Raw genomic sequence first — 25,703 nt, 5'->3', positions numbered from 1 at the left:
GTCCATGACTTTCCTTTTCACCCGCTTGGCTGCCTGGCGCACCCTGGCCGCACTGGCTGCCGCGGCGGCGCTGCTGTCGGGCGCCTGGGCCCAGGGCCGAGCCAGCTCGCGTGGCGACTACATCGTGGCCGTCGTCAACCAGGAGATCGTCACCTACAGCGACGTGATGCGCCGGATCGAGGCCATCGAGCAGGCGGCCGCGCGCAGCGGCGAGCGCCTGCCGCCGCGCCCCCAGCTCGTCAGCGAGGTCGTCAATGCCCTCATCGACGACCGGGCCCAGCTCTCGCATGCGCGCGACACCGGCGTGCGGGTGGACGAGGCCGAGCTCGACCGCGCAGTGGCCAACGTGGCCGCACAGAACCAGCTCACCCCGCAGCAACTGCGTGAGCGCCTGGCCTCCGAGGGGCTGGACTACGCGCGTTTCCGCAACAACCTGCGCGACCAGATCCTGTTGCAGCGCGTGCGCGAGCGCGAGGTGCAGGCCCGCATCCGCGTGACCGAGGCCGAGATCGACGATTACTTGGCCGAGCAACGGGCCCGCCAGGCGGGTGCCGCCGAGTACGACATCGCCCAGCTCCTCGTGGCCGTGCCCGAAGGGGCGGGCGATGCGGTCGTGGCCGAGCGGCGTGCCAAGGCCGAGGATCTGCTGGCCCAGGCCCGTGCGGGCGCCGATTTCGCGGCGCTGGTGCGGGCCCATTCCGACGGCGCCCACCGCGAAGACGGTGGCCGCCTGGGCCTGCGGCCGGCCTCGCGCCTGCCCGAGCTCTTCCTGTCGGCCGTCGAAGCCCTCAAGGCGGGCGAGGTGGCGCCGGCGCTGGTGCGTTCGGGAGCGGGGTTCCACATTCTCAAGCTGCACGAGCGCCGCAGCGCCAGCACCGACCTCATCACCCAGACGCGTGCGCGGCACATCCTGCTGCGCCTGTCCCCGCAGTTGTCGGCCGAGACGGCGCTGCGCCGCCTGGGCGAGTACAAGCGCCGCATCGAGCAAGGCGAGGCCGGCTTCGCGCAGCTGGCACGCGAATACTCCGAGGACGGCAGCGCCTCGCAGGGCGGCGACCTGGGCTGGGCCAGCCCCGGCCAATTCGTGCCCGAGTTCGAGCGCGTGATGAACGCACTGCCCACCGGGCGGCTCTCGGAGCCTTTCCTGTCGCGTTTCGGCGCCCACCTGGTGCAGGTCACCGATCGCCGCGACACCCGCATCGACCCGCGCGAGCAGCGCGAGTTGGCGCGCAACGTGCTGCGCGAGCGCAAGTACGAACAGGCCTACGAGGAGTGGGCGCGCGAGATCCGCGAGCGAGCCTACATCGACATCCGCGTGCGGCCCGAGCTGTGAAGCACACCCCGCGCAAGCGCTTCGGCCAGCATTTCCTGACCGACACGGCCGTCCTGGACGCGATCGTGCGGGCCATCGACCCGCAGCCGGGGCAGGCCCTGGTCGAGATCGGCCCCGGACTGGGGGCGCTGACCGATCCGCTGCTGGCGCGCTGCGAACGCCTGACCGTGATCGAGCTCGACCGCGACCTGGCCGCGCGACTGCGCAGGCGCACGCAGTTGCAGGTCATCGAGGCCGACGTGCTCACGGTCGACTTCCATGAGCTGTCGCGGCAGCAGGGGCAGCGCCTGCGCGTGGTGGGCAACCTGCCCTACAACATCTCCTCGCCCATTGCCTTCCATCTGCTGGCCCAGGTGGAGGCCATCGTCGACCAGCACTTCATGCTGCAAAAAGAGGTGGTCGAGCGCATGGCCGCCGCCCCCGGCGACAAGGACTATGGCCGCCTGAGCGTGATGCTGCAGTGGCGCTACGAGATCGAGAACCTCTTCGAGGTGCCGCCCGAGGCCTTCGAGCCGCCGCCGCGGGTGGATTCGGCCGTCGTGCGCATGACGCCGCGGCCTGAGCCTGCCGACGTCGACGTGGCCTTGTTGGGCGAACTGGTGGCTGTGGCCTTCTCGCAGCGGCGCAAGCTGCTGCGCCACACCCTGGGCCGCTGGCTCGAGGCCCGGGGCTTCGGCGGTCATTTCGACGTGCAGCGCCGCGCCGAGGAGGTGCCGGTGGCCCAGTACGTGGCCCTGGCGCAGGCGGTGGCATCGCCATCGACCCGGCCAGAAAAAACGGCTCCCGAAGGAGCCGTTCGTGTGCGCTGAGAGCCTAACCCTCAGGCTGCCGCGAGCCACGCCGAGGTGTCGAAGGCGCTGCTCATCAGCGGCATGTGGGTGCCGAAGCTCGGGCCGGAGGCCTTGGCGGCCTTGGCGGCCGGCTTGACGGTGATCTCGCTGTGGGCCATCTCGTTCGCCCGCTCCCATGACCCGATTTCTTGGGAGCGGGCTACAGAAAAGAATAGAAACACCTGAAAGGCACCTTGCGGTCGCCCCAGAAGTCCGCCGCGTCGCGGAAGACGTCGAGCAGTTGCTCGCGCGCCTCCCGGTCGAAACGGGGGTTGTCGGGGATCTGCTCCAGCACGACGATGAAGCCCGGCTGCGGACCCGACTTGTTGACCAGGTCGGTCATGCAGTCGTACAGCGCATCGAAGTTCTTGCCGAAGTGCGTCGGGAACAGGAAGGCCTCGGCGATGCCTTCCAACACGTCCTGTTTCGTCTGGGCCTGGGCCAGATTCGCATACAGAAAGTGCTGACCGGTGTCTCGGGCGGCCTGCATCAGATCCTCCACCCGGAAGGCCCGGATGGATTGGACGATGTTCGGACGGACGGTCTGCAAAAGCATGGTCACGATCCTCGTTGCTTCAAAAGCGCTTCATTCGATGATCCGGCGAAAGCTCGCATAGTGGTCATCGGTGTAGTAACAGACCTCAGGCTTCGTGGGGGGCACGCCGCCACAAACGATGCGCCGCGCCCCGCGATGCCGCACCCCCGGGGTCTTGACCGTGTATTCGCGATAGTGGCCGCGCGGCTTGGGCGGCAGCAACCGCTCGCGGTTGAAGAACACGGTCCCGTCCTTGTCGTACGGGAAGGGGCCGCCGGCAAGGATGCGCCGGTGGGTGTCCTGGGCTTGACGGGGCAGGTCGCTCAAGGCGACCGCTTCGACATCGGCGTGGCGGCCCGGCGCAGCCTCCCGGGCCGTGACATCGTTGTGACCCAGGGCCATCGCCAGCACCGCGGCGGTAGTGACTCCTAACATCCGGAGTGACTGCCACCGAAGTGACCTTGCAGCGGTTGCCACGGGTTTTCCCTGAATCCTGAAGCCGAGATGGTAGCGAATCGGCATCAAAATCACAAGGCTGTGCCTCAAATTTCAGCAAATTCAAGGGGGTTTGAGCCCCATGAAAGTGTGTACACGCTGACGGGTGAGGCTTCTTGCAGTCCGGGCATCTCTCCCAGTTGCGCCTGGCATGGGCCTGGCCGGGGCGCTGCAGGGCGCCGGCGGTGTCGCAGCCCGGGCCGGGCCCCGGGCCTCAGCGGCCGGCGTTGGCGTCGGCCACGGCCAAGGCGGTCATGTTCACGATGCGGCGCACCGTGGCCGAGGGGGTGAGGATGTGCACCGGCTGGGCTGCACCCAGCAGCACGGGGCCGATGGCGATGCCGCCGCCGGCGGCCGTCTTGAGCAGGTTGTAGCTGATGTTGGCCGCATCGATGTTGGGCAGCACCAGCAGGTTGGCCTCACCGGACAGCGTGCTGTTGGGCATCAGGGCCTTGCGGGCGGCGGCGTCCAGGGCCACGTCGCCGTGCATCTCCCCGTCGATCTCCAACCAGGGGGCCTGGGTGCGGATCAGCTCCAGGGCCTGGCGCATCTTCACCGCCGAAGGCTGGTTGCTGGAGCCGAAGTTGGAGTGCGACAGCAGTGCGGCCTTGGGCTGAATGCCAAAGCGCAGCATTTCCTCGGCCGCCAGCACGGTGATCTCGGCGAGCTGCTCGGCCGTGGGGTCGTGGTTCACGTGCGTGTCGACCAGGTAGACCTGGCGGCCGGGCAGGATCAGGCCGTTCATGCAGGCATAGGTGTGGACGCCCGCGCGCCGGCCGATGACCTGGTCGATGTAGTGCAGGTGCATGGCCGTCGTGCCCCAGGTGCCGCACAGCATGCCGTCGACCTCGCCCTTGTGCAGCAGCATCGCGCCGATGAGCGTGAGGCGCCGGCGCATCTCGATCTTGGCGAGCTGCTGGGTCACGCCCTTGCGTTCGGTCATGCGGTGGTAGGTCTGCCAGTAGTCGCGGTAGCGGTGGTCGTACTCGGTGTTGACGACGTCGTAGTCGCGGTCTTGCTGCAGCCGCAGGCCGAAGCGTTCGATGCGCTGCTTGATCACCTCGGGGCGGCCGATCAGCGTGGGGCGGGCCAGATGCTCGTCCACCACGACCTGCACGGCGCGCAGCACACGCTCCTCCTCGCCCTCGCAGTAGACGATGCGCTTGTTCTTGGCACGCTTGGCCACGTTGAAGATGGGCTTCATCGTGGTGCCCGAGGCATAGACGAAGCTCTGCAGCTTCTCGCGGTAGGCGTCGAGGTCGGCGATGGGCCGGGTGGCCACGCCGGAGTCGGCCGCGGCCTTGGCCACGGCCGGCGCGATGCGCATCATCAGCCGCGGGTCGAAGGGCTTGGGGATCAGGTACTCGGGCCCGAAGCTCAGCGTCGCACCGGCATAAGCGGCGGCCACCACCTCGCTCTGCTCGGCCTGGGCGAGTTCGGCGATGGCGTGCACCGCGGCGATCTCCATCTCGTCGGTGATCGTGGTGGCCCCGCAGTCCAGCGCCCCGCGGAAGATGTAGGGGAAGCACAGGACGTTGTTGACCTGGTTGGGGTAGTCGGTGCGGCCGGTGGCCATGATGGCGTCGTCGCGCACGGCCTTCACCTCTTCCGGCAGGATCTCCGGCGTGGGGTTGGCCAGGGCCAGGATGAGGGGCTTGGGGGCCATCTTTGCCACCATCTCCGGCTTGAGCACGCCGCCGGCCGACAGGCCCAGGAAGATGTCGGCGCCCTCGATCACCTCGGCCAGGGTGCGTTGGGCGGTGTCCTGGGCGAACTGCGCCTTGTCCGGGTCCATCAGCTCGGTGCGGCCCTGGTAGACCACGCCGGCGATGTCGGTGACCCAGATGTTCTCGCGCGGGATGCCCAGCTTGACGAGCAGGTTCAGGCAGGCCAGGGCGGCGGCCCCGGCGCCGGAGGTGACGAGCTTGACCTGCTTGAGATCCTTGCCCACCACCTTCAGGCCGTTGATGACGGCTGCCCCCACGACGATGGCCGTGCCGTGCTGGTCGTCGTGGAAGACCGGGATCTTCATGCGCTCGCGTAAGCGGCGCTCGACGTAGAAGCAGTCCGGCGCCTTGATGTCCTCGAGGTTGATGCCGCCAAAACTGGGCTCGAGCGCGGCGATGATGTCCACCAGTTTGTCGAGGTCGTGCTTCTCGTTGATCTCGATGTCGAAGACGTCGATGCCGGCGAACTTCTTGAACAGCACGCCCTTGCCTTCCATCACCGGCTTGGCCGCCAGCGGGCCGATGTCGCCCAGGCCCAGCACCGCGGTGCCGTTGGTGACCACCGCGACCAGGTTGCCCCGCGAGGTGTAGCGAAAGGCGTTGGCCGGGTCGGCCACGATCTCTTCGCAGGCCGCGGCCACGCCGGGCGAATAGGCCAGGGCGAGGTCGCGCTGGTTGACCAGCTGCTTGGTGGCGGCGATCGCCACCTTGCCGGGGGTGGGGAACTCGTGGTACTCGAGGGCGGCCTGGCGCAGTTCGGCGCGTTTGTCTTCGGCAGACGACATGGTGATTCCCTAGTGAGCTCGGCGGGTCCGACGGCGGCCCACCGGCCGCGGCAAGCTGCCACGGTGGGCCCGGATTGTAGGAGGGGGGCAGCCGGCCGGCTTGCGATTCCTGCATGGGCCGATGCGCGGACCGCATCGCAATCAGTGTGGCAAAGCCCGAGAGAGCCGCCGATTCGCAAAAGTGCGTACGCCGGCCCCGCGTGCCGGGAGCGATAGTGTCGCGGCAGGTTCCGCCGGCCGTGCAGGCCTCACAATGCCATGATGTCCACCGAGCTGCCACCGCCCGCCCGGCCGCGCCCTTGGCGCCGGCCCGTGCTGTGGGGTGTGCTCGTGGCGCTGCTGGTGGTGGCGCAGACCGCCTTGGTCAAGCTCACCATCGAGTACGAGACGGCGCGGGCCCAGGACCGCGTCGAGCGCGCGGCCGCCGAGGCGGCCGGCGAGATCCGGCAGAGCTTGTCGCGCGACCTGCAAAGCCTGCAGGCGCTGCTGTGGAACGAGCCGTCGCTGCCGCAGTGGCGCGTCGATGCGTCGGACTTGCTGCGCTCGCGTCGCGAGCTGGTGCGCATCGAGCGCCGTGATCTGGACTTCCGCCTGATCCAGGGGGTGGACAGCCCCTACCGCACGCCGCTGTTCACCGTGATCCCGCGCGACGAACTGCGGGTCGATGCCGAAGTGGCCTGCGCCAACGCGCGCCGGCTGTCGGGGCCGGCCTACTCGCGCAGCTATTTCGTGCCCCTGCCCGGCGGCCTGGGCCTGGAGGTCATGGACGTGTGCGTGCCGGTGGTCGAGCAGGCCCGCCTGTCGGGCTTCATGGTGGCCTCTTATGCGCTGCACAGTGTGCTGAGCGAGGCTGTCGCGCCTGAGACGGCCAAGGGGTACGAACTGGCCTTCGTCGAGGGCGACGGCACCCGCCTGGCGCGTGCCGGGGCGGTGCCGCGCGGCCAGGGGGTGTTCGTGGCCCAGCGCCTGATCGACCTGCCGGGCGCTACCTTGCAACTGCGCCTGGACAGCGGGGCGGGCCAGCCGGCCCTGATCCCCAATCTGGCCGTGGCCCTGGTGCTGGGGCTTTCGCTGGCGCTGGCGGCGGTGGTGGTGCTGTTGGCGCGCGATGTGCGTCGCCGCGCTCAGGCCGAGCAGGATCTCGCCGAGGCTCTGGCCTTTCGCAAGGCCATGGAGGATTCGCTGGTCACCGGCTTGCGCGCGCGCGACCTGGACGGGCGCATCACCTATGTCAACCCGGCCTTCTGCGCGATGGTGGGTTTCGAGCCGCACGAGCTGATCGGCAAGACCATCGGCCAGGACTCCCCACCCTACTGGCCCCCCGAGATGGTGCAGGAGTACACGCAGCGCCAGCAGGTGCGGCTGTCGGGTACCCTGCCGCCGCGCGAGGGTTACGAGACCACTTTCATGCGCCGCAACGGCGAGCGTTTCCCGGTGATGGTCTACGAGGCCCCGCTGGTCGACCGCGAAGGGCGGCAGGCGGGCTGGATGGGCGCCGTGCTCGACCTGAGCGACCAGCGGCGCGTCGAGGAACTGTCGCGCCAGCAGCACGAGAAGCTGCAGGCCACGGCGCGGCTGGCCACGGTGGGCGAGATGGCCTCGCTGCTCAGCCACGAACTCAACCAGCCGCTGGCAGCCATCTCCAGCTATGCCACGGGGTCGGTGAACCTGATGCGCAACGGCCCGGCCGATGCCGACATGCAGGCCCTGATCCTGCAGTCCCTGGAGCGCATCGCCGAACAGGCCGAGCGTGCCGGCCGGGTGATCAAGAGCGTGCACGACTTCGTGCGCCGGCGCGAGCACATCCGTGAAGCCCTGCGCGCCGACCAGCTCATCGACGCGGTCATGCCCTTGGTGCGCCTGCAGGCGCGCAAGAGTGCCACGCGCATCGAGCTGGACTGGCCCGGGCCGGGCCAGCCGGTGCCGCGCGTGGTGTGCGACCGCACGATGGTCGAACAGGTGCTGCTCAACCTCACGCGCAACGCCATCCAGGCCATGGAGGATCAGCCGCTGGAGCGGCGGGTGCTGCGCATCCGGGTGCGCCAGGCCGACCCGCGCTGGGTGCGCTTCTCGGTGATCGACCAGGGCGCGGGCATCGCCCCCGAGGTGGCCGCGCGCCTGTTCACCCCCTTTTTCACCACCCGCAGCGAAGGCATGGGCCTGGGCCTGAGCCTGTGTCGCACGGTGATCGAGCAGCACGGCGGTGCGCTGGTGTTCGAAAATCTCGGGGAAGGTGCCGGCACGGAGTTCCGCTTCACCCTGCCGGCCGAGCGGGCGGCGCCGCGCCGCAGCGCGCCGCCGCAGACCATCCCCAGCGAGGAGCCCACGCGATGACCGTTCCTGCCGCCGCCGGCAGCATCCCCACCGTCTACCTCGTCGACGATGAGGACGTGCTGCGCGACGCCCTGGCCTGGCTGCTGCGCTCGCGCCGGCTGCTGTCCGAGGGCTATGCCTCGGCCGAGGCCTTCGAGGCCTTTTTAGACCAGCGCCGCATCTCGGGCCCGCTGGACCTGCGCGACCCGAGCTGCCTGGTGCTGGATGTGCGCATGCCGGGCATGAGCGGGCTGGCGCTGTTCGACCGGCTGATCGAACGCGGCCTGGTCGAGGCGCTGCCGGTGATCTTCCTCACCGGCCATGCCGACGTGCCCACCGCGGTGGCGGCGGTCAAGCGCGGGGCCTTCGACTTCGTCGAGAAGCCCTTTTCCGACAACGCCCTGGTCGACCGTGTCGAGCAGGCCCTGGCGCGCAGCGCCGAGGTGCTGGCGCACCTGCGGACCGTGCAGGCCATCCACCGCCGCCTGGCCGAACTCACCGACCGCGAGCGCGACGTGATGCGCCTGGTGGTGGAGGGCCGGCCCAACAAGCTCATCGCCGACGAACTGGACATCAGTGTGCGCACCGTCGAAGTCCACCGCGCCCGGGTGTTCGAAAAGATGGAAGTGAAGTCGGCCGTGGAACTCGCCAACCTGCTGCGCGAACTGCCCACCCCGCCGATTGCCTGACCATGTCTCTGGGTGAATTCGAGCTGATCGCGCGCCACTTTACGCGCCCCGTGCGCCGCGCCGTGCTGGGCGTGGGCGACGATTGCGCCCTGCTGTCCCTGAGCCCGGGTCAGCAGCTCGCGACGTCGACCGACCTGCTCGTCGAGGGGCGGCATTTCCTGTCCACGGTGGCCCCGCAGCGCCTGGGCCACAAAGCCCTGGCGGTCAACCTGTCGGACCTGGCCGCTTGCGGGGCGCGACCGCTGGCCTTCACCCTCAGCCTGGCCTTGCCGCAGGCCGAGGAGACCTGGCTGGCGGACTTCGCGCGCGGACTGTTCGCGCTGGCCGACGCTCACGGCTGCGAGCTGGTGGGGGGTGACACCACGCGCGGGCCGCTGGCGATCAACGTCAGCATCTTCGGCGAGGTGCCCGCCGGCCAGGCCCTGTTGCGCAGCGGCGCGCGGCCTGGGGACGAGCTGTACGTGAGCGGCCGCCTGGGCGATGCGCGGCTGGCGCTGGAGGTCTTCCGCGGCACCGTGAGCCTGCCCGGCGAAGCCTTCGAGCGCGTGCGCGTCGCGATGGAATGCCCGCAGCCGCGCGTGGCCCTGGGCCTGGCCCTGCGCGGCGTGGCCAGCAGCGCGATCGACCTGTCCGACGGCCTGCTGGGCGACCTCGGCCACGTGCTGCAGCGCTCGGGCTGCGGAGCACGCCTGGAGGTGGACGCCGTGCCGCGCAGCGCCGAGCTGGCCGCCCAGCCGTTGGCGCTGCAGCGCCTGTGCACCCTGGCCGGCGGGGACGATTACGAGCTGCTCTTCACCGCCCCGGCCGCGCAGCGGCAGGCCGTGGCTCACGCGGCACAGGCCGCCGGCGTGGCTGTCAGCCGCATCGGCCGCATCGAGCCCGAGCCCGGGCTGCGCCTGGTGGATGCGCAGGGCCAGGCCCTGCCCAACACCTGGACTTCCTTCGACCATTTCCGATCGTGACCCTTGCCACTTCCGACATGACCCCCGCTGCCGTGCCTGAAGGCCCGGTGCGTCCCACCGGGCGCTTCCTCTGGTCCCATCCCGCCCACGCGGTCGCGCTGGGCTTTGGCAGCGGGCTGAGCCCCTGGGCGAGCGGCACCGTGGGCACGCTGTGGGCCTGGCTGAGCTTCCTCGTGCTCGATCCCTGGCTGGCCGACCGGCACTGGGCCGGGCTGCTCGTCGTCGGAACCCTCGTGGGGTGGTGGGCCTGCACCGTCACCGCCCGCCACCTGCGCACCCAGGACCCGGGCAGCATCGTCTGGGACGAGATCCTCGCCTTCTGGACCGTGCTGTGGCTGGTCACGCCCGCCTCGGGCGAGGCGCTGTGGTCGCGCCACCTGGCCGCCTTCATCCTGTTTCGCGCCTTCGACGCCCTCAAGGTCGGCCCGGTGGGCTGGGCCGACCGCGCGTTCAAGGGGGGCGGCTGGCGCGGGGGCTTCGGTATCCTGTTCGACGACTTCGTCGCGGCGCTGTGCACCCTGCTGGTGATTGCGCTGTGGGTCTTCTTCACCGCGTGATGGACAGCCTCGGACTGGATCGGCTCGTCGAAGTGCAGGCCCTGGAAACCCTGCTGGGTGCGCTCGCCCAGGGCCTGAAGGGGCGGGGCTGGCGCCTGGTGACGGCCGAATCCTGCACCGGCGGGCTCGTGGCCGCGGCTTGCACCTCGATCGCCGGCTCCAGCGACTGGTTCGAGCGGGGCTATGTCACCTACTCCAACCAGGCCAAGAGCGACGCCCTGGGCGTGCCGCCGGCCTTGATCGAACGTCACGGTGCGGTCAGCCGCGAGGTGGCCATGGCCATGGTCATGGGGGCCCTGCAGCGCTCAGGGGCCCAGGTCGGCGTGGCCACTACCGGCATTGCCGGCCCGGGCGGGGGCAGCCCACGCAAGCCCGTGGGCACGGTGTGGTTCGCCTGGGCCCGCGGCCACGACTTCGTCGAGACCGAATGCCGGCGCTTTCCCGGCGATCGCACCCAGGTGCGTGCGGCAGCCACGCGGCACGCGCTGCAGCGTGTGCGCGCCTTGCTGGAGTCCGGCGCATGACGATCTTGCTGGCCGGGGCGTTCGGCCCGGGGGTTCCTAGAGAGCCAGCGGCTTCAAAGCTAGACAGCGCGGGCCCGCAGGGGCGGCCGGCCCGGTGATGCCGGCGCAGGGCTCGGCCAGCATCAGCGCCAGGCGGCGTAGCGCCTGCCAGGGGTCGGCCGGCCAGTCCGGATGGGGTAGGCCCTTGACCAGGCCGTCGCAGACCTGGGCGGCATGCAACAGGCCGTGCAGCACTGTGTCGGTGAGGCGGGGCAGCACACGCTCGTAGAGCTTTTCCTTCACGCCCCAGACCCGGTTCTCGCGCAGGGCCATGGGCAGGGGGCGGCCGGCCGCTGTGGCATCCTTCACACGTTTGAGTGCCCGGATGTCCTCGGCCAGCGCCCAGTGCACCAGCACCGCGGCCTCGCCCTCGGCCTGCAAGCCGTCGAGCATGCGCAGCGCGCGGACCACCTGGCCGGCCAGCACGGCTTCGGTGAACTTGAAGACGTCATAGCGGGCCACGTTGAGCACCGCGGCCTCGACCTGCTCGAAGCCGAGTTCGCCCTCGGGGTACAGCAGACCGAGTTTCTGGATCTCCTGGTGCGCGGCCAGCAGGTTGCCTTCGACCCGGTCGGCAAAGAAGGCCAGGGTGCGCTCGCCGTCCTCGCCTGGGGCCACCCGCTGGCCCTGGGCGGCCAGGCGCTGCGCGATCCACCGGGGCAGGGCTTGGCGGTCGATGGGGTCGATGCGCACGCTCACGCCGGCGGCGTCCAGGGCGCTGAACCAGGCGCTGGCCTGTGTGGCCTTGTCCAGCCGGGGCAGGATCACCAGCGTCACGACCTCCTCGCCCAGGCCGCCGGCCACCGCCTGCGCATAGCGCTGCAGCGCTTCGCTGCCGTCCTTGCCCGGCTTGCCGCTGGGGATGCGGATCTCCACCAGCCGCTTGGCCGAGAACAGCGACAGCGCCTGAGCCCCAGCGAGCAGCTCGCTCCAGTCGAACGAGGCACCGGCGACGGTGTAGACAATGCGCTCGCCATGGCCGGCGGCACGGGCCGCCGCGCGGATCGCGTCGCCAACTTCCTGGACTTGCAGTGGCTCGTCGCCGTGCACCACGTACAGCGGGCGCAGGCCCTGGCGCAGGTGGTGGGCCAGCTGATCGGGGCGGATTTGCATGGCGGCTCAGCGTTGCAGCGCCGCCAGGCGGCGCACCGCCTGGGCGGCGAGATCCTCGCGCATGCTGCGCACGAGCTGTGACTCCTCGCTCTCCTTGGCCAGGGCGTCGGTCTCGTTGTAGCTCATCGGCTGGCTGAGGGTGAGCAGCGTTTCCTCGAGCCAGACGTCGCCATTGGCCCGGCGCACGCGGAAGCGCAGCCGCACGTGCAGTGTCAGTTCACGCACCTGACCGGCCGCGGTGCGGCTGCCCACGCCGCGCTGGAGGCCGTCGTCCAGCACCTCGAAGACGGCCTCGGCCTGGCGCGGATCGTCCACCACGCGCAGGTCCGGCACCGCGGCGAGTTGGCGGCGCAGTTCCTGGCCCATCGGGGACAGCGGGTCGAACCCCAGGTGCAGGCTGCGAAAGGGCAGGGCTGTGGTGCCGCGCAGCCGAAAACCGCAGCCGGCCAGCAGACCCAGACCGGCCAGCGTCAGGAGGCGGCGGCGCGCCAGGCGAGGCTCAGACCACCACATTCACGAGCCGTCCGGGCACCACGATGACTTTCTTGGCCGGCTTGCCTTCGCTGAACTTCGCGAACTCCGGCGCGGCCAGCGCGGCGGACTCGATGGCCGCCTTGTCGGCCTGGGCAGGCACTTTGATCGTCCCGCGCAGCTTGCCGTTGATTTGCAGCACGAGCTCGATCTCGTCTTGCACCAAGGCGGCTTCGTCCACCAGCGGCCAGGGCGCGTCGAGCAGATCGCCGAAGCGCTGGGCGTAGCCCAGATCCTGCCACAGCGCATGGGTGAGGTGAGGGCAGGCGGGATAGAGCACGCGCAGCAAGATGCCCAGTCCTTCGCCCACGGCCCAGGCCGCGTAGTCGGCATCGGCATGGGCGCGGGCGTCGAAGCCCTCCAGCGCGTTGAGCATCTTCATGCAGGCCGACGCCACGGTGTTGTACTGCATGCGCTCATAGTCGTGCGTGGCCTGCTGCAGCAAGCGGTGGATCTCCCGACGCAGCTTCTTCACCTCGGCCGGCGCGGCATGCCAGATGATCTCGGCGGCCAGGCCAGGCATCAGCATCCTGGCCGGCAGGTCGCGGTGGGCCTGGGCATAGTTCCAGACGCGACGCAGGAAGCGGTGGGCGCCCTCGACGCCGGCGTCGTTCCACTCCAGCGTGGCCTCTGGCGGCGCGGCGAACATCGTGAACAGGCGGGCGGTGTCGGCGCCGTAGCGGTCGATCAGGTCTTGCGGGTCCACGCCGTTGTTCTTGCTCTTGCTCATCGTGCCCACGCCTTCGTAGGTCACGGCCGAGCCGTCGCGCTTGAGCTTGGCCCCGGTGATGCGGCCCTGGTCGTCGTAGACGTTGTCCACCTCGTGCGGCCAGAAGTACTCGATGCCGCCCTTGTCGGTGCGGCGCGAGTAGATGTGATTGAGCACCATGCCCTGCGTGAGCAGCTTGGTGAAGGGCTCATCGACCTTCACCAGGCCCAGGTCGCGCATCACCTTGGTCCAAAAGCGTGCGTACAGCAGGTGCAAGATGGCATGCTCGATGCCGCCGATGTACTGGTCCATCGGCATCCAGTACTGCGCGCCCTCGGCCACCATGCGGTCGTCGCGCTTCGGGTCGCAGTAGCGCATGAAATACCACGCGCTGTCCACGAAGGTGTCCATCGTGTCGGTCTCGCGGCGAGCCGGTTGGCCGCACTTCGGACAGTCGACCTTCAGGAAGCTCTCGCACTTGGCCAGCGGGTTGCCCGAGCCGTCGGGGATGAGATCCTCGGGCAGCATCACCGGCAGGTCTTGCTCGGGCACCGGCACGGCGCCGCAGGACTCGCAGTGGATGATGGGGATGGGCGTGCCCCAATAGCGCTGGCGGCTGATGCCCCAGTCGCGCAGCCGCCAGGTCGTCTTCTTCTCGCCCAGACCCTTGGCGGCCAGCAGTTCGGCGACCTTGTCGACGGCCGCCTGGTAGGGCAGGCCGTCGAGCACGCCCGAGTCGATGCAGCGGCCGCGCTGTTTGTCGGCATACCAATCGGCCCAGGCCTCGGTGGAATAAGTCTCGCCCTCGACGGCGACGACCTGCCGGATTGGCAGCCCGTACTTCTTCGCGAAGGCGAAGTCGCGTTCGTCATGCGCCGGCACGCCCATCACCGCGCCGTCGCCATAGCTCATCAGCACGTAGTTGCCCACCCAAACCGGCACGGCCTGGCCGGTCAGCGGGTGCGTGACGCTCAGCCCCGTGGGCAGGCCTTCCTTGTCCTTGAGCGCCAGCTCGGCCTCGGTGGTGCCGCCTTGCTTGCAGCGTTCGATGAAGGCCGCCAGTTCCGGGTTGTTCGCCGCGGCATGCGTGGCCAGCGGGTGTTCGGGCGCCACGGCGCAAAAGGTCACGCCCATGATGGTGTCGGCGCGCGTGGTGAAAACGTAGAGCCGCCCGTCTTGGATCAGCGCGCCCGAGGCGTCGCGGATCTCGTGCGGGAAGGCAAAGCGCACGCCCTCGCTCTTGCCGATCCAGTTCTCCTGCATCAGGCGCACGCGCTCGGGCCAGCCGGGCAGGTGGTGCTGCACGTGGTCGAGCAGTTCCTCGGCGTACTTCGTGATCTTGAGGTAGTAGCCGGGGATCTCGCGCTTTTCCACCAATGCACCCGAGCGCCAACCGCGGCCGTCGATCACCTGCTCGTTGGCCAGCACGGTCTGGTCCACCGGATCCCAGTTCACCACCTGGGTGCGGCGCTCGGCAATGCCGGCCTCCAGCATCTTCAGGAAGAGCCACTGGTTCCACTTGTAGTAGTCGGGCGAGCAGGTGGCGATCTCGCGCGACCAGTCGATGGCCAGGCCCATGGCCTGCATCTGACCCTTCATGTGGGCGATGTTGGCGTAGGTCCACTGCGCCGGCGGCACTTGGTTCTTCATCGCCGCGTTCTCGGCGGGCAGGCCGAAGGCGTCCCAGCCCATGGGCATGAGGACGTTGTAGCCGTTCATGCGCAGGTAACGCGTCAACATGTCGTTGATCGTGTAGTTGCGCACGTGGCCCATGTGCAGCTTGCCCGAGGGGTAGGGCAGCATCGAGCAGGCGTAGAACTTCTTGCGGCTCGTGTCCTCGGTGACGCGGTAGGCGTCGCGGGCTTGCCAGTGGGCCTGGGCGGCGGCCTCGACCTGGCGGGGATCGTAGGGCGTGGTCTCGGTGCTCATGGTGCGGGAGGACGGCTTTCTTATTGGAGGCCCAGCACGTCGGCCATGTCGAACAGGCCGCGCTCCTGGGCGGCCAGGAAGCGCACGGCGCGCAGGCTGCCCTGGGCATAGGTGGCGCGGCTGCTGGACTTGTGCGTGATCTCGATGCGCTCGCCGGTGCCGGCAAACAGCACGGTGTGGTCGCCCACGATGTCGCCGCCGCGCACGGTGGCAAAGCCGATGGTGGAGGGGTCACGCTCGCCGGTGACGCCCTCGCGGCCGTAGACGGCGCACTGTGCCAGGTCGCGGCCCAGGGCGCGGGCGACCACTTCGCCCATCTTCAGCGCGGTGCCGCTCGGGGCATCGACCTTGTGGCGGTGATGAGCCTCGATGATCTCGATGTCGTAGCCCTGGGCCAGCGCTTTGGCGGCGGTCTCGAGCAGCTTGAGCACCACGTTGACGCCCACGCTCATGTTGGGCGCCATCACGATGGCGATGTCCTGCGCGATGCGCGCGATCTCGGCCTTTTCGGCCTCGGAAAAGCCAGTGGTGCCGATCACGGCCTTCACGCCCAGTTCACGGCAGACCTGCAGGTGGGCCAGCGTGCCCTCGGGGCGGGTGAAGTCGATGAGGAAGCGGGCCTCCTTCAGGCCGGCGCGTACGTCCGCGCCGATGCTCACACCGCTGGTGCGGCCCAGGAAAGCGGCGGCATCCTGGCCGAGGGCCGGGCTGCCGTCGCGGTCGAGGGCGCCGGCCAGCCGGCAATCGTCGGCGGCCAGCACGGCTTCGATCAGCATGCGGCCCATGCGGCCGGAGCTGCCGGCGATGGCGATGGGGTGGGTCATGTCGGGACTCGTCGAGCGGAAAAGGGCAGGAGGGGGACCGGCCCTCAGCGGGCCACCGGTTCCAGCGGGGGGTATTCGCGCATCGGCGGCTCGGCCGCAGCGGTGGGCGCGGCGGATTCGGCCGGGCGCGGGGCGGGCAGGTTGCGCATCTGCTCTTCGGTGAGTTGCAAGACCGGCACGCTGCGCGGCTTGCGGAAGTTGTCGATCGAGGCGACGAAAGCCTCCTCGGTGGGCAGCTCGTCGGTGTCCAGGCGCACCAGGCGGTCGCCGTCGAAATGGGCGGTGACGCGCCGTGTCTGCGGCTCGGTGCCGGCGCGACGGATGGCGAAGACGTAGTCCCAGCGGTCGGCGTGGAAGGGGTCGGTCAGCAGCGGCGAGCCCAGGATCTCGCGGACCTGGGTGCGGCTCATGCCGGGGCGCACGGCGCGGGCCATCTCGGCGGTGACCACGTTGCCTTGCACCACTTCCACGCGGTACGGGGTGATCAGACCCAGCACGCGGCCGTCGTCGCGCGTGGCGCAACCGGCCAGCAACACGAGGGCGAGGGCGGCGAGGCGTAGAACTTGGGGCATCAGGGTTTCTCAGGAGGGAGGGCCCACGCCTGAGGGCAGGCCCGATATGATGGAAAGATTCTACTCAGCACCGTGCCGGCGCTACGCAGCGCGCCGAATGCCCACAAGCCTGCGGAGTGCCCATGACCACCCTGGAAGAACTCAAGAGCAGCGGCCTGAAGGCCACCTTGCCCCGCATGAAGATCCTCGAGATCTTTCAAAAGGGCACGATGCGCCACATGACGGCCGAGGACGTTTACAAGGCCCTGCTGGCCGAGGGCTCGGACATCGGGCTGGCCACGGTCTACCGCGTGCTGATGCAGTTCGAACAGGCCGGCATCCTCTCGCGCAACCATTTCGAGGCCGGCAAGGCCGTCTTCGAGCTCAACGAGGGCAAGCACCACGACCACCTGGTGTGCGTGGTGTGCGGCCGTGTCGAGGAGTTCTACGACCCGGAGATCGAGCGGCGCCAGCAGCAGATCGCCAAGGAACGCGGCTATGAGCTGCAGGACCATTCCCTGGCCCTGTACGTGGTGTGCGGCCGCGAGGGCTGCAAGGGCCAGCACGGCGAGCGTTGAGCGGGGCCGGACGGCGGCCGCTCACAGGCCAGCGTCGTCGCGTTCCATCGCGCGCTGGTGGCGTTCGATGAATTCCTTGTAGGTGTCGATGCCGCGCAACTGCAAGATGGTGTTGCGCACGGCGGCCTCCACCAACACGGCCAGGTTGCGGCCGGCATCCACCGCGATCACCACCTTGCGCACCGGCAGGCCCAGCACATCCTCGTACAGCGGCTCGTAGGGCAGGCGTTCGAAGTCGCGCTCCATCGTCTCCTTGCGCACCAGGTGCACGATGAGCTTCAGGCGCATCTTGCGGCGCACGGCGGTCTCGCCGAAGATGGCCTTGATGTCGAGCAGGCCGATGCCGCGCACCTCCAGCAGGTTCATCAGCAGCTCGGGACAGCGGCCCTCGATGGCGGTCTGCGAGACGCGGTACAAGTCCACGGCATCATCGGCGACCAGGCCGTTGCCGCGCGAGATCAGCTCCAGTCCCAGTTCGCTCTTGCCCAGGCCCGACTCTCCGGTGAGCAGCACGCCCAGACCGAGGATATCCATGAAGACCCCGTGGCGCGTGGTGCGTTCGGCGAAGTGCAGCGCGAGGTAGCTGCGCAGCACATCGATGACGAAGCCGGCCGATTCGTGCGTGACGAACAGCGGGATCTCGGCGCGCTCGCACATCGCCACGAGCTGGTCGGGCGGGGTCTGACCATCGGCCACCACCAGCACCGGCGGCTCCAGGGTGACGATGCGGGCGATGCGACGGGCTTGGTCCTCGGGCTCGGCCTTGGCCAGGTAGTCGACCTCGCGCCGGCCGACGATCTGCACCCGGTAGGGATGGATGTAGTTGAGGTAGCCCACCAGGTCGGCGGCCGACTGGGCGTCGCGCACGGCGACTTCGTCGAAGCGGCGTTCGGGATGGGCGTGGCCCGCGATCCACTGCCACTTGAGCGAGGCCCGGTGGGCCTCGAACAGGGCCTCGGCACTGATGACGGTGGGTTTCATGGGGCGGGTTGTAACAGCTTTGGGTGGGGGCTGTCACCCCTGAGGGCCCGCCGCACCAGCCCCGGGGGTCGAGATAGGAGGCTCAGGCCACCGATTTCAGCGGTTCCCAGTTGGAGATCAGCTCATGGACCTTGGCGGCCTCGGTCTCGGTCTTCAGGCGCTCGCGCAGCTCGCGGTCGCTGAGCAGCTCGGCGATCTCGGAGAGGATCTCCAGGTGGCGCTGCGTGGCCGCCTCGGGCACCAGCAGGAAGATCAGCAGGCTGACGGGCTCGTCGTCGGGGGCGTCGAAGGGGATGGGCTGCTGCACGCGCACGACGGCGGCCAGTGGGTTCTTCAGGCCCTTGATGCGGCCATGCGGGATGGCCACGCCATGGCCCAGGCCCGTGGAGCCCAGGCGTTCGCGCGCAAAGAGGTTGTCCGTCACGGTCGCGCGGGCGATGGCGTGCTGGTTCTCGAACAGCAGACCGGCGTGCTCGAAGGCCCGCTTCTTGCTGGTGGCGTCCACGTTCACCAGCACGTTGCTGGCGGGGAGGATGGCTGCGAGACGGTTCATGCGGTCACCGCGCCGGGCTTGGCGGTTGGGGTCAACCTGTGCCTACGCGTCTTCGTGACAAAACATTGAATTATAGGAAGCGCCCCTGTGGCGTATAGAGCACGCTCCCCAGCGACCTGGGGCATTGTGCACAGCTTGTTGCGTCGCAGCAAGCGCCGCGGCCGCCCCCCCAGGAAGGCAAATGGCGGCCCGCAGGCCGCCGGTTCGAAAGTGATGTTGGTGTTCACTTAGGTCATCGGCTCGCCCATGCCGCCGTTGAGGCGTTTGGGCGAGCGGTGATGATGGTCCTGCAGACGATCCTTGTGCTTGACGACTTGGCGGTCGAGCTTGTCCATGAGTTCGTCGATCGCGGCGTACAGATCCTCATGGGCGGTTTCGCAGAAGATGTCCTTGCCCTTGACGTGCAGGTTGACCTCGGCTTTTTGGCGTCGCTCCTTTTCCTTCAGTTTCTCGACCGTGAGCAGCACGTTGATGTCCACCACCTGATCGAAATGTCGGGTGACCCGGTCGAGCTTGGTGAGCACGTACTCGCGCAGGGCAGGTGTCACTTCGAGGTGGTGGCCACTGATCGTCAGATTCATTCGAACCTCCTTTCCGAGGGAGTGAGGGAGTCGCGTTCCCAAAGGGTGCGTCGACCCAGGCGAATGCCTGAACCCAGTGTGCTCCTCGGGGACGGGCATGACAAGACGGTGACGCAATTCCCGAAGGTCGGGTGCGGCCGCTGTCCCCAAACAGGCCAACCTGGGGCATGATGCAAGGCTGGACGTGGCCGGCTGCGGCTTGTGCCCGCGTCGTCCGGCCCGTGTGCCCTTGGCTTTCTCCCTTGGCGCGACCCTTGAGCCAGGTCAAGGCTGCCGCGGCCCAGGCCGCTAGGCTGACGGGAACGGTGTCGTGGTGACGAGGGAGTTCCGTCTTGAGCATTCGCAACCTGGACGCGATGTTCCGTCCGGCCTCGGTGGCCGTGATCGGTGCCTCCGACCGTGAGGGCAGTCTGGGCCGGCTGGTGATGCGCAACCTGCGGGCCGGCGGTTTTCCCGGCCCGGTGTGGCCGGTCAATCCGCGGCGCGAGTTCGTGGCCGGGCAGCGCGCCTGGCCCACGGTCGCGGCCCTGCCTGGCGTGCCCGACCTGGCTGTGCTGTGCACGCCTGCGCCCACGGTGCCGACCCTGGTGGCCGAACTCGGGGCGCGCGGCACGCGTGCGGCCGTGGTGCTCAGCGCCGGGCTGGGCTCGACGTCGGCCGAAGGCGGGCCCAGCCTGCGCCAGGCCATGCTCGAGGCGGCCCGGCCCCACCTGTTGCGCATCCTCGGCCCCAACTGCGTGGGCCTGCTCGTGCCGGGTCAGCGCCTGAACGCGAGCTTTGCCCACACCGACGCCAGGCCCGGCTCGCTGGCCTTCGTCTCGCAGTCCGGAGCTTTGGCCACCGGACTGCTGGACTGGGCCAATGCGCGCGACCTGGGGTTCTCGCACTTCGTCTCGCTGGGCGACAGCGCTGACGTCGACTTCGGGGACCTGCTGGACTATCTGGCCAGCGATGCCTCGACCCGGGCGATCCTGATGTACGTCGAGTCCATCCAGGCGGCACGCAAGTTCATGTCGGCCGCGCGCGCGGCGGCGCGCAACAAGCCGGTGCTGGTGGTCAAGGCGGGCCGGGCCCCCGAGGGAGCCCGGGCGGCGGCCTCGCACACCGGGGCGATCGCCGGTGGCGATGCGGTCTTCGATGCCGCCGTCCGGCGCGCCGGGATGTTGCGTGTGGACACGCTGACCGAACTGTTCGATGCGGCCGAGACGCTCTCGCGCATGAAGGCGCCGGCCGGCGATCGCCTGGCCATCATCACCAATGGCGGCGGGGCCGGGGTGCTGGCGGCCGACGCCCTGGCCTTGGGCGGCGGGCGGCTGGCCGAGCTTGGACCGGTCACGCTGCGGGCCTTGGATGAGGCGCTGCCGCCGACCTGGTCGCACGGCAATCCGGTGGATCTGATCGGCGATGCGCCAGTGGCGCGTTACACCGCGGCGCTGGACGCCGTGCTGGGCGATCCGGGCGTGGATGCCGTGCTGTTCATGCACGCGCCCACGGCGATCGTGTCCAGCGAGGCCATCGCCCAGGCCGTGCTGCCCCGCATGCGCGACGCCCCCCGGCCGGTGTTCACCTGCTGGCTGGGTGGGGCGGCCGTGGCGCAGGCGCGCTCGCTCACACGCGAGGCCGGGATCGCCGGCTACGACACGCCCGAGCAGGCGGTGCGGGCCTTCTTGCACCGGGTGACCTACCAGCGCAACCAGCAGGCGCTGATGCAGACGCCACCGTCGGTCCCGACCGGCCCCACGCCCAACCGGGCCGCGGCCCGGGCCGTGCTGGCGCGAGCCCTGCAGGCGGGGCGTCGGCTGCTCGACGAGTCCGAGGCCAAGGCCCTGCTGGCCGCCTATGGGCTGCCGGTCGTCGAGACCCGGGTGGCGGTCGATGAGGCTGCTGCGGCGCAGGCCGCCCGGGCCATTGGGTTTCCGGTGGTGCTCAAAATCCTGTCGCCGCAGATCTCTCACAAGTCCGACGTGGGCGGCGTGGCTCTGGGGCTGCGAGATGCCGATGAGGTGGTGCGGGCCGCGCAGGCGATGCGCGAGCGGGTGCAGCGACTGCGCCCGGACGCGGTGCTGGCCGGCTACACCGTGCAGGCGATGGTGCAGCGCCCGCGCGCCCACGAGCTGCTGGTGGGCGCGCTGAGCGATCCGCTGTTCGGCCCGGCGATCGTGTTTGGCCAGGGCGGCACGGCCGTGGAGGTGGTGCGCGACCGGGCGGTGGCCCTGCCGCCGCTGAACGTCGCGCTGGCGCGCGACCTGATCGGACGCACGCGCGTGTCGCGCCTGCTGGCGGGCTACCGCGACCGCGCCCCGGTGGACCAGGAGGCCCTGGAGGCGGCGCTGATGGGGGTGTCGCAGCTCCTTTGCGAGCAGCCCGAGGTGGTCGAACTGGACATCAATCCCTTGCTGGCCGACGACCAGGGCGTGATCGCGCTGGACGCCCGGGTGGTGGTTGCGCCGGCTGCTGGCTCGGCGGTGGAGCGCTTGGCGATCCGACCCTACCCGGTCGAACTGGAACACCGCTTCGACTGGGGAGGGCAACCGATGTGGCTGCGCCCGATTCGACCCGAAGACGAGCCCGCGTTACGGGCTTTTTATGGTCAGGCCGACCCGCAGGATCTGCGGCTGCGCTTTTTCATGGCCCGCCGAGAGGTGCCGCACTCAGAGTTGGCACGCTACAGCCAGATCGACTACGACCGCGAGATGACCTTCGTGGCCGGGCCGCTGGGTGAGACGGCCGGCGAGATCTGGGGGGAAGTGCGCGCCGTGTGCGACCCGGATAACCGGTGCGCCGAGTTTGCGATCCAGGTGCGCAGTGGCCTGCAGGGCCGGGGCCTGGGGCGCTACTTGCTGCAACGCATGATCGCCTACCTGCGCGCACGTGGCACGCGCGAGCTGGTGGGCCATTGCCTGCCCGAGAACACCGCGATGAGCACACTGGCACGCCAGCTCGGCTTTCGCGTGGACATGGCGCGCGAGCCCGGGGCGGTGTGGCTGACGCTGCCCCTGCAGTTGCACTGAGTTTTCGTTCAACGTGGCAGCGCGCGGGTGCGCTGGGCCAGCCAGTCGGCGGCATCGCCATGCACCAGCGGGCCCACGCGCTCGCGCACCATGGCGTGATAGGCGTCGAGCCAGGCGCGCTCGTCCTCGCGCAGCAGCGAGGCTTCGATGCAGCGCGTGTCGATCGGGCACAGCGTGAGCGTTTCGAAGGCCAGCCATTCGCCGAATTCGGTGCGGCCGGCCTCGACGTTCATCGCGAGGTTCTCGATGCGGATGCCCCATTGGCCGGGCCGGTACAGCCCAGGTTCGATCGAGGTGATCATGCCCGGCTCCATCGCGGTGTGCGCCTCGGCCGGTGCATGCACGCTGAGCACCTGCGGGCCTTCGTGCACATTGAGGAAGTAGCCCACGCCGTGGCCGGTGCCATGGCCGTAGTCGAGCCCCTCGGCCCACAGCGGCGCGCGTGCGATGGCGTCGAGCAGCGGCGAGCGGATGCCGCGCGGAAAGCGCGCGCGCGACATGGCCATCAGGGCCTTGAGCACCAGCGTGAAGTCGCGCCGCTGGGCCGCGGTGGGCGTGCCCACCGGCACCACGCGGGTGATGTCGGTGGTGCCGCCCAGGTACTGACCGCCCGAGTCGATCAGCAACAAGCCCGTGCCCTCGATCACGGCGTGGGATTGCGGCGTGGCGCGGTAGTGCGGCATCGCGCCGTTGGCGTTGAAGCCGGCGATCGTGGCGAAGCTCGGGCTGACGAAGCCCTCGCGCCGCGCGCGTGCCTGGGTGATCCGATCGTCGATGTCGAGCTCGGTCAGGCGCTCGCCACGCGCCAGGGCCTGCTCGAACCAGGCGAAGAACTCGGCCAGCGCGGCACCGTCTTGCGCCATCGTGGCGCGGATGAAGTCGGCCTCGGCCGGGGTCTTGCGCGACTTGGCCAGCGTGGTGGGATTGGTGGCTTCGATCACACGCACTGTCGCGGGCAGGGCCTCGCGCAGGGTCAGGGTGATGCGCCTGGGGTCGATCAACACGGTGGCGCCGGCCGGCAGGGCCGCCAGCGCGGCCCGAGCGTCCTCGTAGGGGGCCAGGCGCACCCCATCAGCCTGAAGCGCGCGGCGCAGGGTTTCTTCGACCTTGGGCAGGTCCAGGAACAGCGTGGCCTCCTCCAAGCCGACCAAGGCATGGGCGACGAACACCGGGTTGTACGACACGTCCGCGCCGCGTAGGTTGAAGAGATAGGCGATGTCGTCCAGCGTGGACAGCACATGCCACTGCGCCTGCTGAGCCCGCAAGTTGCGGCGCAGCGCGGCGAGCTTGTCGCTGCGACCCAGCGGGGCCTGGGGGGCGCGGTGCTCGTAAATCGGCGGTGTGGGACGAGGGGGGCGGTCCGGCCAAATGCTTCCGGGCAGATCCAGGTCGGTGCGCACGCGGATGCCGCGGGCCTCCAGAGCCGCACGCAAGCCGCGCGCGGCGGCCAGTCCGATGATCTCACCGTCCACGGCCAGGGTCTGGCCTTCGTGCAGATGGGTGGCCAGCCAGTCGATGTACTGGGTGCTTGCGCCACTGGACAGCTTCATCAGCACGATGCCGGTGCCGGCGAGCTGGGCTTCGGCCTGCACCCAGTAGCGGCTGTCGGCCCACAGCCCCGCGTGGTCGCGCGTGACCACCAGCGTGCCCACCGACCCGGTGAAGCCGCTCAACCACTCGCGGGCCTTCCAGCGCTCGGGCAGATACTCCGAGAGGTGGGGGTCGCTCGAGGGCACGAGCACGGCGTCCAGGCCGTGCTCGTCGAGGGCGTCGCGCAGCCGGGCAATGCGCTCGCGCACGGCAGCCTGGGGCGGGGCGAGGGTGTCCATGGCAGGGCCTTTCTGTCGACGCGAACGATTCTATGCAAACGCATCGCGCCGCCGCTCGGGGTCAGGGCTGCTGCAGTGCGCGGATGCGCTCCTCGATGGGAGGATGGCTCGACAGCAGGGCCAGGAAGCCCGTGCGGCGCGAGCTGATGCCCATGGTCTGCAACTGCTTGGGCATCTCGCCTGGGTCGAGCCGGCCCAGGCGGGCCAGCGCGTTGATCATGGGCTGCTTGCGGCCCATCAGTTGCGCGGCACCGGCGTCGGCTCGGAACTCGCGCTGGCGCGAGAACCAGGCCACGATCACGGCCGCCAGAATGCCTAGCAACAAGTCCATCACGATGGTGGTGGCGTAGTAGCCGATGCCCGGGTGGTCGCTGTTGTTGCGCAGCACCACGCGGTCGACGACGTAGCCCACCACGCGCGAGATGAACACGACGAAGGTGTTCATCACGCCCTGAATGAGCGTCATCGTGACCATGTCGCCGTTGGCGATGTGAGCCACCTCGTGGCCGATCACGGCTTCCACTTCCTCGCGCGTCATGGTTTGCAGCAGGCCGGTGGAGACGGCCACCAGCGCCGAGTTCTTGAAGGCGCCGGTGGCAAACGCATTGGGCGGGCCTTCGTAGATCGCCACCTCGGGCATGCCGATGCCGGCGCGCTCGGCGAACTGGCGCACGGTGTGGACGAGCCATTGGTGCGTGGGGTCGGGCGATTCGTTGATCACCTGTGCGCCGGTGCTGAATTTCGCCAACGGCTTGCTCAGCAGCAGCGAGATGAGCGCGCCGCCGAAGCCCATCAGGGCCGCGAAGCCGAGCAGGGCGCCCAGATCCAGGCCCTGAGCGCTCAGGAAGCGGTTCAGGCCCAGTACGTTGGCCGCGATGCCCAGCACGACGATCACGGCCAGGTTGGTCATCACGAAGAGCAGGATGCGTTTCATCGGGGTTCTTCCTTCGATCACAGGTCACGGGGTCTCGACACGGGTTCCATCATGCCTTGGCGCTGCCCGTGCGGTGGTTGAGGTCTGCCCTACCAGCCCCAGAGCAGGCGCCGGGCCACCCAGCCGGTCGCGCCGCCGTCTTCCTGTCGCACGCGCACCCAGGACGGGCGTTTTTCCAGCGTGCGCAGCACTTGGCCATACCTGGCCTGACCGACGATGCGGCTGCGGGTGCTGGGCTGGCTGCGGATGTTGGCGGTTTCGACCGTAACCACATGATGCGGCGTGCGAGCGGTCAGTGGTCGGTAGACCCAGGCCTCGTCGTTCTCGAAATCGCGGACCTTGAGCCACAGACCCTGCCGGCCGGTGACCTGCAGGGGATAGCCTTGGCGGACCACCCATAGCGCCTCGTGCTGAGTGCCGGCGCCGGCGCGCAGGTTCACCTCCGGACGGTCGATGCTGACCATGGATTGGGCCGCGGCTGTGGTAGCCAGGGCGGCGGCTGCGATCGAGGTAAGCAGGTGTCGGGCGGGTGAGCGTCGGTTCATCTCGGAAAGTCTCCTGGGGCAGAGCAGCATGGGTGCGCGCGGGCGACCCGCTGTACGAACATGCCCGAGATAGTCCCCTGCCGGCGCCGAAGGTTCCCCGCAAGCTACCGCACAACCTGGGGGGAGGCTTAGGGAAACGCTGATCAAGTTGCAGCAGGGGTAGCGATGCGGGCTGTACGGGCTTTGGCGGCACGATTTTGCTCGCTCTGGCGGCCCCTGCGGGCCCGTTTTCGGGCCACCTGGCC

General features: G+C 69.4%; 24 protein-coding genes. 9 read left to right on the top strand and 15 right to left on the bottom strand.

Annotated features, from left to right (window positions below):
- Window positions 1–4: 4 nt before the first annotated feature.
- Both ACK4ZD_RS09925 and rsmA read left to right on the top strand, forming a co-directional pair.
- Entirely contained in the window at window positions 5–1,333 is a 1,329-nt protein-coding gene (locus ACK4ZD_RS09925) for a peptidylprolyl isomerase (RefSeq protein ID WP_409661134.1), read from the top strand.
- Window positions 1,330–2,142, top strand: a complete 813-nt coding sequence (gene rsmA / locus ACK4ZD_RS09920) for a 16S rRNA (adenine(1518)-N(6)/adenine(1519)-N(6))-dimethyltransferase RsmA (RefSeq protein ID WP_409661131.1) — start codon at window positions 1,330–1,332, stop codon at window positions 2,140–2,142. The genes ACK4ZD_RS09925 and rsmA overlap by 4 nt, the downstream gene beginning before the upstream one ends.
- A gap of 11 nt (window positions 2,143–2,153) precedes the next feature.
- Here the strand turns inward: rsmA and ACK4ZD_RS09915 are convergent, their stop codons facing one another.
- From ACK4ZD_RS09915 to ACK4ZD_RS09900, 4 genes are all read right to left on the bottom strand, one after another.
- Window positions 2,154–2,282: a hypothetical protein gene (locus ACK4ZD_RS09915; RefSeq protein ID WP_409661128.1), complete on the bottom strand. Its 129-nt coding sequence runs from the start codon at window positions 2,280–2,282 to the stop codon at window positions 2,154–2,156.
- A gap of 41 nt (window positions 2,283–2,323) precedes the next feature.
- Window positions 2,324–2,719: a barstar family protein gene (locus ACK4ZD_RS09910; protein ID WP_409661125.1), complete on the bottom strand. Its 396-nt coding sequence runs from the start codon at window positions 2,717–2,719 to the stop codon at window positions 2,324–2,326.
- 30 nt (window positions 2,720–2,749) lie between these two features.
- Window positions 2,750–3,133, bottom strand: a complete 384-nt coding sequence (locus ACK4ZD_RS09905; protein ID WP_409661122.1) for a ribonuclease domain-containing protein — start codon at window positions 3,131–3,133, stop codon at window positions 2,750–2,752.
- A gap of 274 nt (window positions 3,134–3,407) precedes the next feature.
- Window positions 3,408–5,705, bottom strand: a complete 2,298-nt coding sequence (locus ACK4ZD_RS09900; protein ID WP_409661119.1) for an NADP-dependent malic enzyme — start codon at window positions 5,703–5,705, stop codon at window positions 3,408–3,410.
- A 258-nt stretch (window positions 5,706–5,963) separates the two neighbouring features.
- Between ACK4ZD_RS09900 and ACK4ZD_RS09895 the strand changes: the two genes are divergently transcribed.
- The 5 genes from ACK4ZD_RS09895 to ACK4ZD_RS09875 are packed head-to-tail and all read left to right on the top strand — an operon-like array spanning window position 5,964 to window position 10,750.
- A complete protein-coding gene (locus tag ACK4ZD_RS09895; protein WP_409661116.1) occupies window positions 5,964–8,039 on the top strand; it encodes a two-component system sensor histidine kinase NtrB in 2,076 nt (691 codons plus the stop codon).
- Window positions 8,036–8,707, top strand: coding sequence for a response regulator transcription factor (locus tag ACK4ZD_RS09890; RefSeq protein ID WP_409661113.1), 672 nt, complete (start codon window positions 8,036–8,038; stop codon window positions 8,705–8,707). Before ACK4ZD_RS09895 ends, ACK4ZD_RS09890 begins: the two co-directional genes overlap by 4 nt.
- Window positions 8,708–8,709: 2 nt before the next feature.
- Window positions 8,710–9,669, top strand: a complete 960-nt coding sequence (gene thiL, locus ACK4ZD_RS09885) for a thiamine-phosphate kinase (protein ID WP_409661111.1) — start codon at window positions 8,710–8,712, stop codon at window positions 9,667–9,669.
- A 17-nt stretch (window positions 9,670–9,686) separates the two neighbouring features.
- Complete coding sequence (locus ACK4ZD_RS09880) at window positions 9,687–10,226, top strand: phosphatidylglycerophosphatase A (RefSeq protein ID WP_409661108.1); 540 nt, start codon at window positions 9,687–9,689, stop codon at window positions 10,224–10,226.
- Window positions 10,226–10,750: a CinA family protein gene (locus tag ACK4ZD_RS09875; RefSeq protein WP_409661105.1), complete on the top strand. Its 525-nt coding sequence runs from the start codon at window positions 10,226–10,228 to the stop codon at window positions 10,748–10,750. Before ACK4ZD_RS09880 ends, ACK4ZD_RS09875 begins: the two co-directional genes overlap by 1 nt.
- A gap of 36 nt (window positions 10,751–10,786) precedes the next feature.
- Here the strand turns inward: ACK4ZD_RS09875 and holA are convergent, their stop codons facing one another.
- From holA to ACK4ZD_RS09850, 5 genes are read right to left on the bottom strand one after another with little or no spacing between them, the layout of a single operon-like run.
- Window positions 10,787–11,902, bottom strand: a complete 1,116-nt coding sequence (gene holA, locus ACK4ZD_RS09870) for a DNA polymerase III subunit delta (RefSeq protein WP_409661103.1) — start codon at window positions 11,900–11,902, stop codon at window positions 10,787–10,789.
- 6 nt (window positions 11,903–11,908) lie between these two features.
- A complete protein-coding gene (gene lptE / locus ACK4ZD_RS09865; RefSeq protein ID WP_409661100.1) occupies window positions 11,909–12,415 on the bottom strand; it encodes an LPS assembly lipoprotein LptE in 507 nt (168 codons plus the stop codon).
- The gene (gene leuS / locus ACK4ZD_RS09860) at window positions 12,402–15,071 is read right to left on the bottom strand and encodes a leucine--tRNA ligase (RefSeq protein ID WP_409661097.1); all 2,670 of its coding nucleotides are present in this window, start codon (window positions 15,069–15,071) and stop codon (window positions 12,402–12,404) included. Before leuS ends, lptE begins: the two co-directional genes overlap by 14 nt.
- Before the next feature lie 20 nt (window positions 15,072–15,091).
- Window positions 15,092–15,895 carry a 4-hydroxy-tetrahydrodipicolinate reductase gene (gene dapB / locus ACK4ZD_RS09855; protein WP_409661094.1) on the bottom strand — a complete coding sequence of 268 codons (804 nt, stop codon included), beginning with the start codon at window positions 15,893–15,895 and terminating at the stop codon, window positions 15,092–15,094.
- A gap of 44 nt (window positions 15,896–15,939) precedes the next feature.
- On the bottom strand, window positions 15,940–16,467 hold the full coding sequence (locus ACK4ZD_RS09850; protein WP_409661091.1) for an outer membrane protein assembly factor BamE: 528 nt from the start codon (window positions 16,465–16,467) through the stop codon (window positions 15,940–15,942).
- Between the two features lie 122 nt (window positions 16,468–16,589).
- On the opposite strand from ACK4ZD_RS09850, the gene fur reads away from it, so the two are divergent.
- On the top strand, window positions 16,590–17,024 hold the full coding sequence (gene fur / locus ACK4ZD_RS09845) for a ferric iron uptake transcriptional regulator (RefSeq protein WP_409661089.1): 435 nt from the start codon (window positions 16,590–16,592) through the stop codon (window positions 17,022–17,024).
- 21 nt (window positions 17,025–17,045) lie between these two features.
- On the opposite strand, the gene hprK is transcribed toward fur, so the two are convergent.
- The 3 genes from hprK to hpf form a co-directional block, all read right to left on the bottom strand.
- Complete coding sequence (gene hprK / locus ACK4ZD_RS09840; RefSeq protein WP_409661086.1) at window positions 17,046–18,005, bottom strand: HPr(Ser) kinase/phosphatase; 960 nt, start codon at window positions 18,003–18,005, stop codon at window positions 17,046–17,048.
- An 82-nt stretch (window positions 18,006–18,087) separates the two neighbouring features.
- Complete coding sequence (locus ACK4ZD_RS09835; protein WP_409661083.1) at window positions 18,088–18,558, bottom strand: PTS sugar transporter subunit IIA; 471 nt, start codon at window positions 18,556–18,558, stop codon at window positions 18,088–18,090.
- A gap of 227 nt (window positions 18,559–18,785) precedes the next feature.
- Complete coding sequence (gene hpf / locus ACK4ZD_RS09830; protein ID WP_409661080.1) at window positions 18,786–19,139, bottom strand: ribosome hibernation-promoting factor, HPF/YfiA family; 354 nt, start codon at window positions 19,137–19,139, stop codon at window positions 18,786–18,788.
- Between the two features lie 332 nt (window positions 19,140–19,471).
- Here hpf and ACK4ZD_RS09825 point away from each other — a divergent pair, with 332 nt between their 5' ends.
- Window positions 19,472–22,150 (top strand): GNAT family N-acetyltransferase, encoded by a 2,679-nt coding sequence (locus tag ACK4ZD_RS09825; RefSeq protein WP_409661078.1) that lies wholly within the window; start codon window positions 19,472–19,474, stop codon window positions 22,148–22,150.
- Between the two features lie 8 nt (window positions 22,151–22,158).
- Here the strand turns inward: ACK4ZD_RS09825 and ACK4ZD_RS09820 are convergent, their stop codons facing one another.
- The 3 genes from ACK4ZD_RS09820 to ACK4ZD_RS09810 form a co-directional block, all read right to left on the bottom strand.
- Window positions 22,159–23,979, bottom strand: coding sequence for an aminopeptidase P family protein (locus tag ACK4ZD_RS09820; protein ID WP_409661075.1), 1,821 nt, complete (start codon window positions 23,977–23,979; stop codon window positions 22,159–22,161).
- A 61-nt stretch (window positions 23,980–24,040) separates the two neighbouring features.
- Complete coding sequence (gene htpX / locus ACK4ZD_RS09815) at window positions 24,041–24,913, bottom strand: protease HtpX (RefSeq protein ID WP_409661072.1); 873 nt, start codon at window positions 24,911–24,913, stop codon at window positions 24,041–24,043.
- Window positions 24,914–25,002: 89 nt separating this feature from the next.
- On the bottom strand, window positions 25,003–25,458 hold the full coding sequence (locus ACK4ZD_RS09810; protein WP_409661069.1) for an SH3 domain-containing protein: 456 nt from the start codon (window positions 25,456–25,458) through the stop codon (window positions 25,003–25,005).
- Window positions 25,459–25,703: the final 245 nt, after the last annotated feature.

The sequence above is a fragment of the Caldimonas sp. genome (genome assembly GCF_046291045.1).
Classification (GTDB): domain Bacteria; phylum Pseudomonadota; class Gammaproteobacteria; order Burkholderiales; family Burkholderiaceae_C; genus Caldimonas.
Note: the sequence above shows the minus strand (reverse complement) of the source record. Positions and strands in the feature narration are given on the sequence as shown.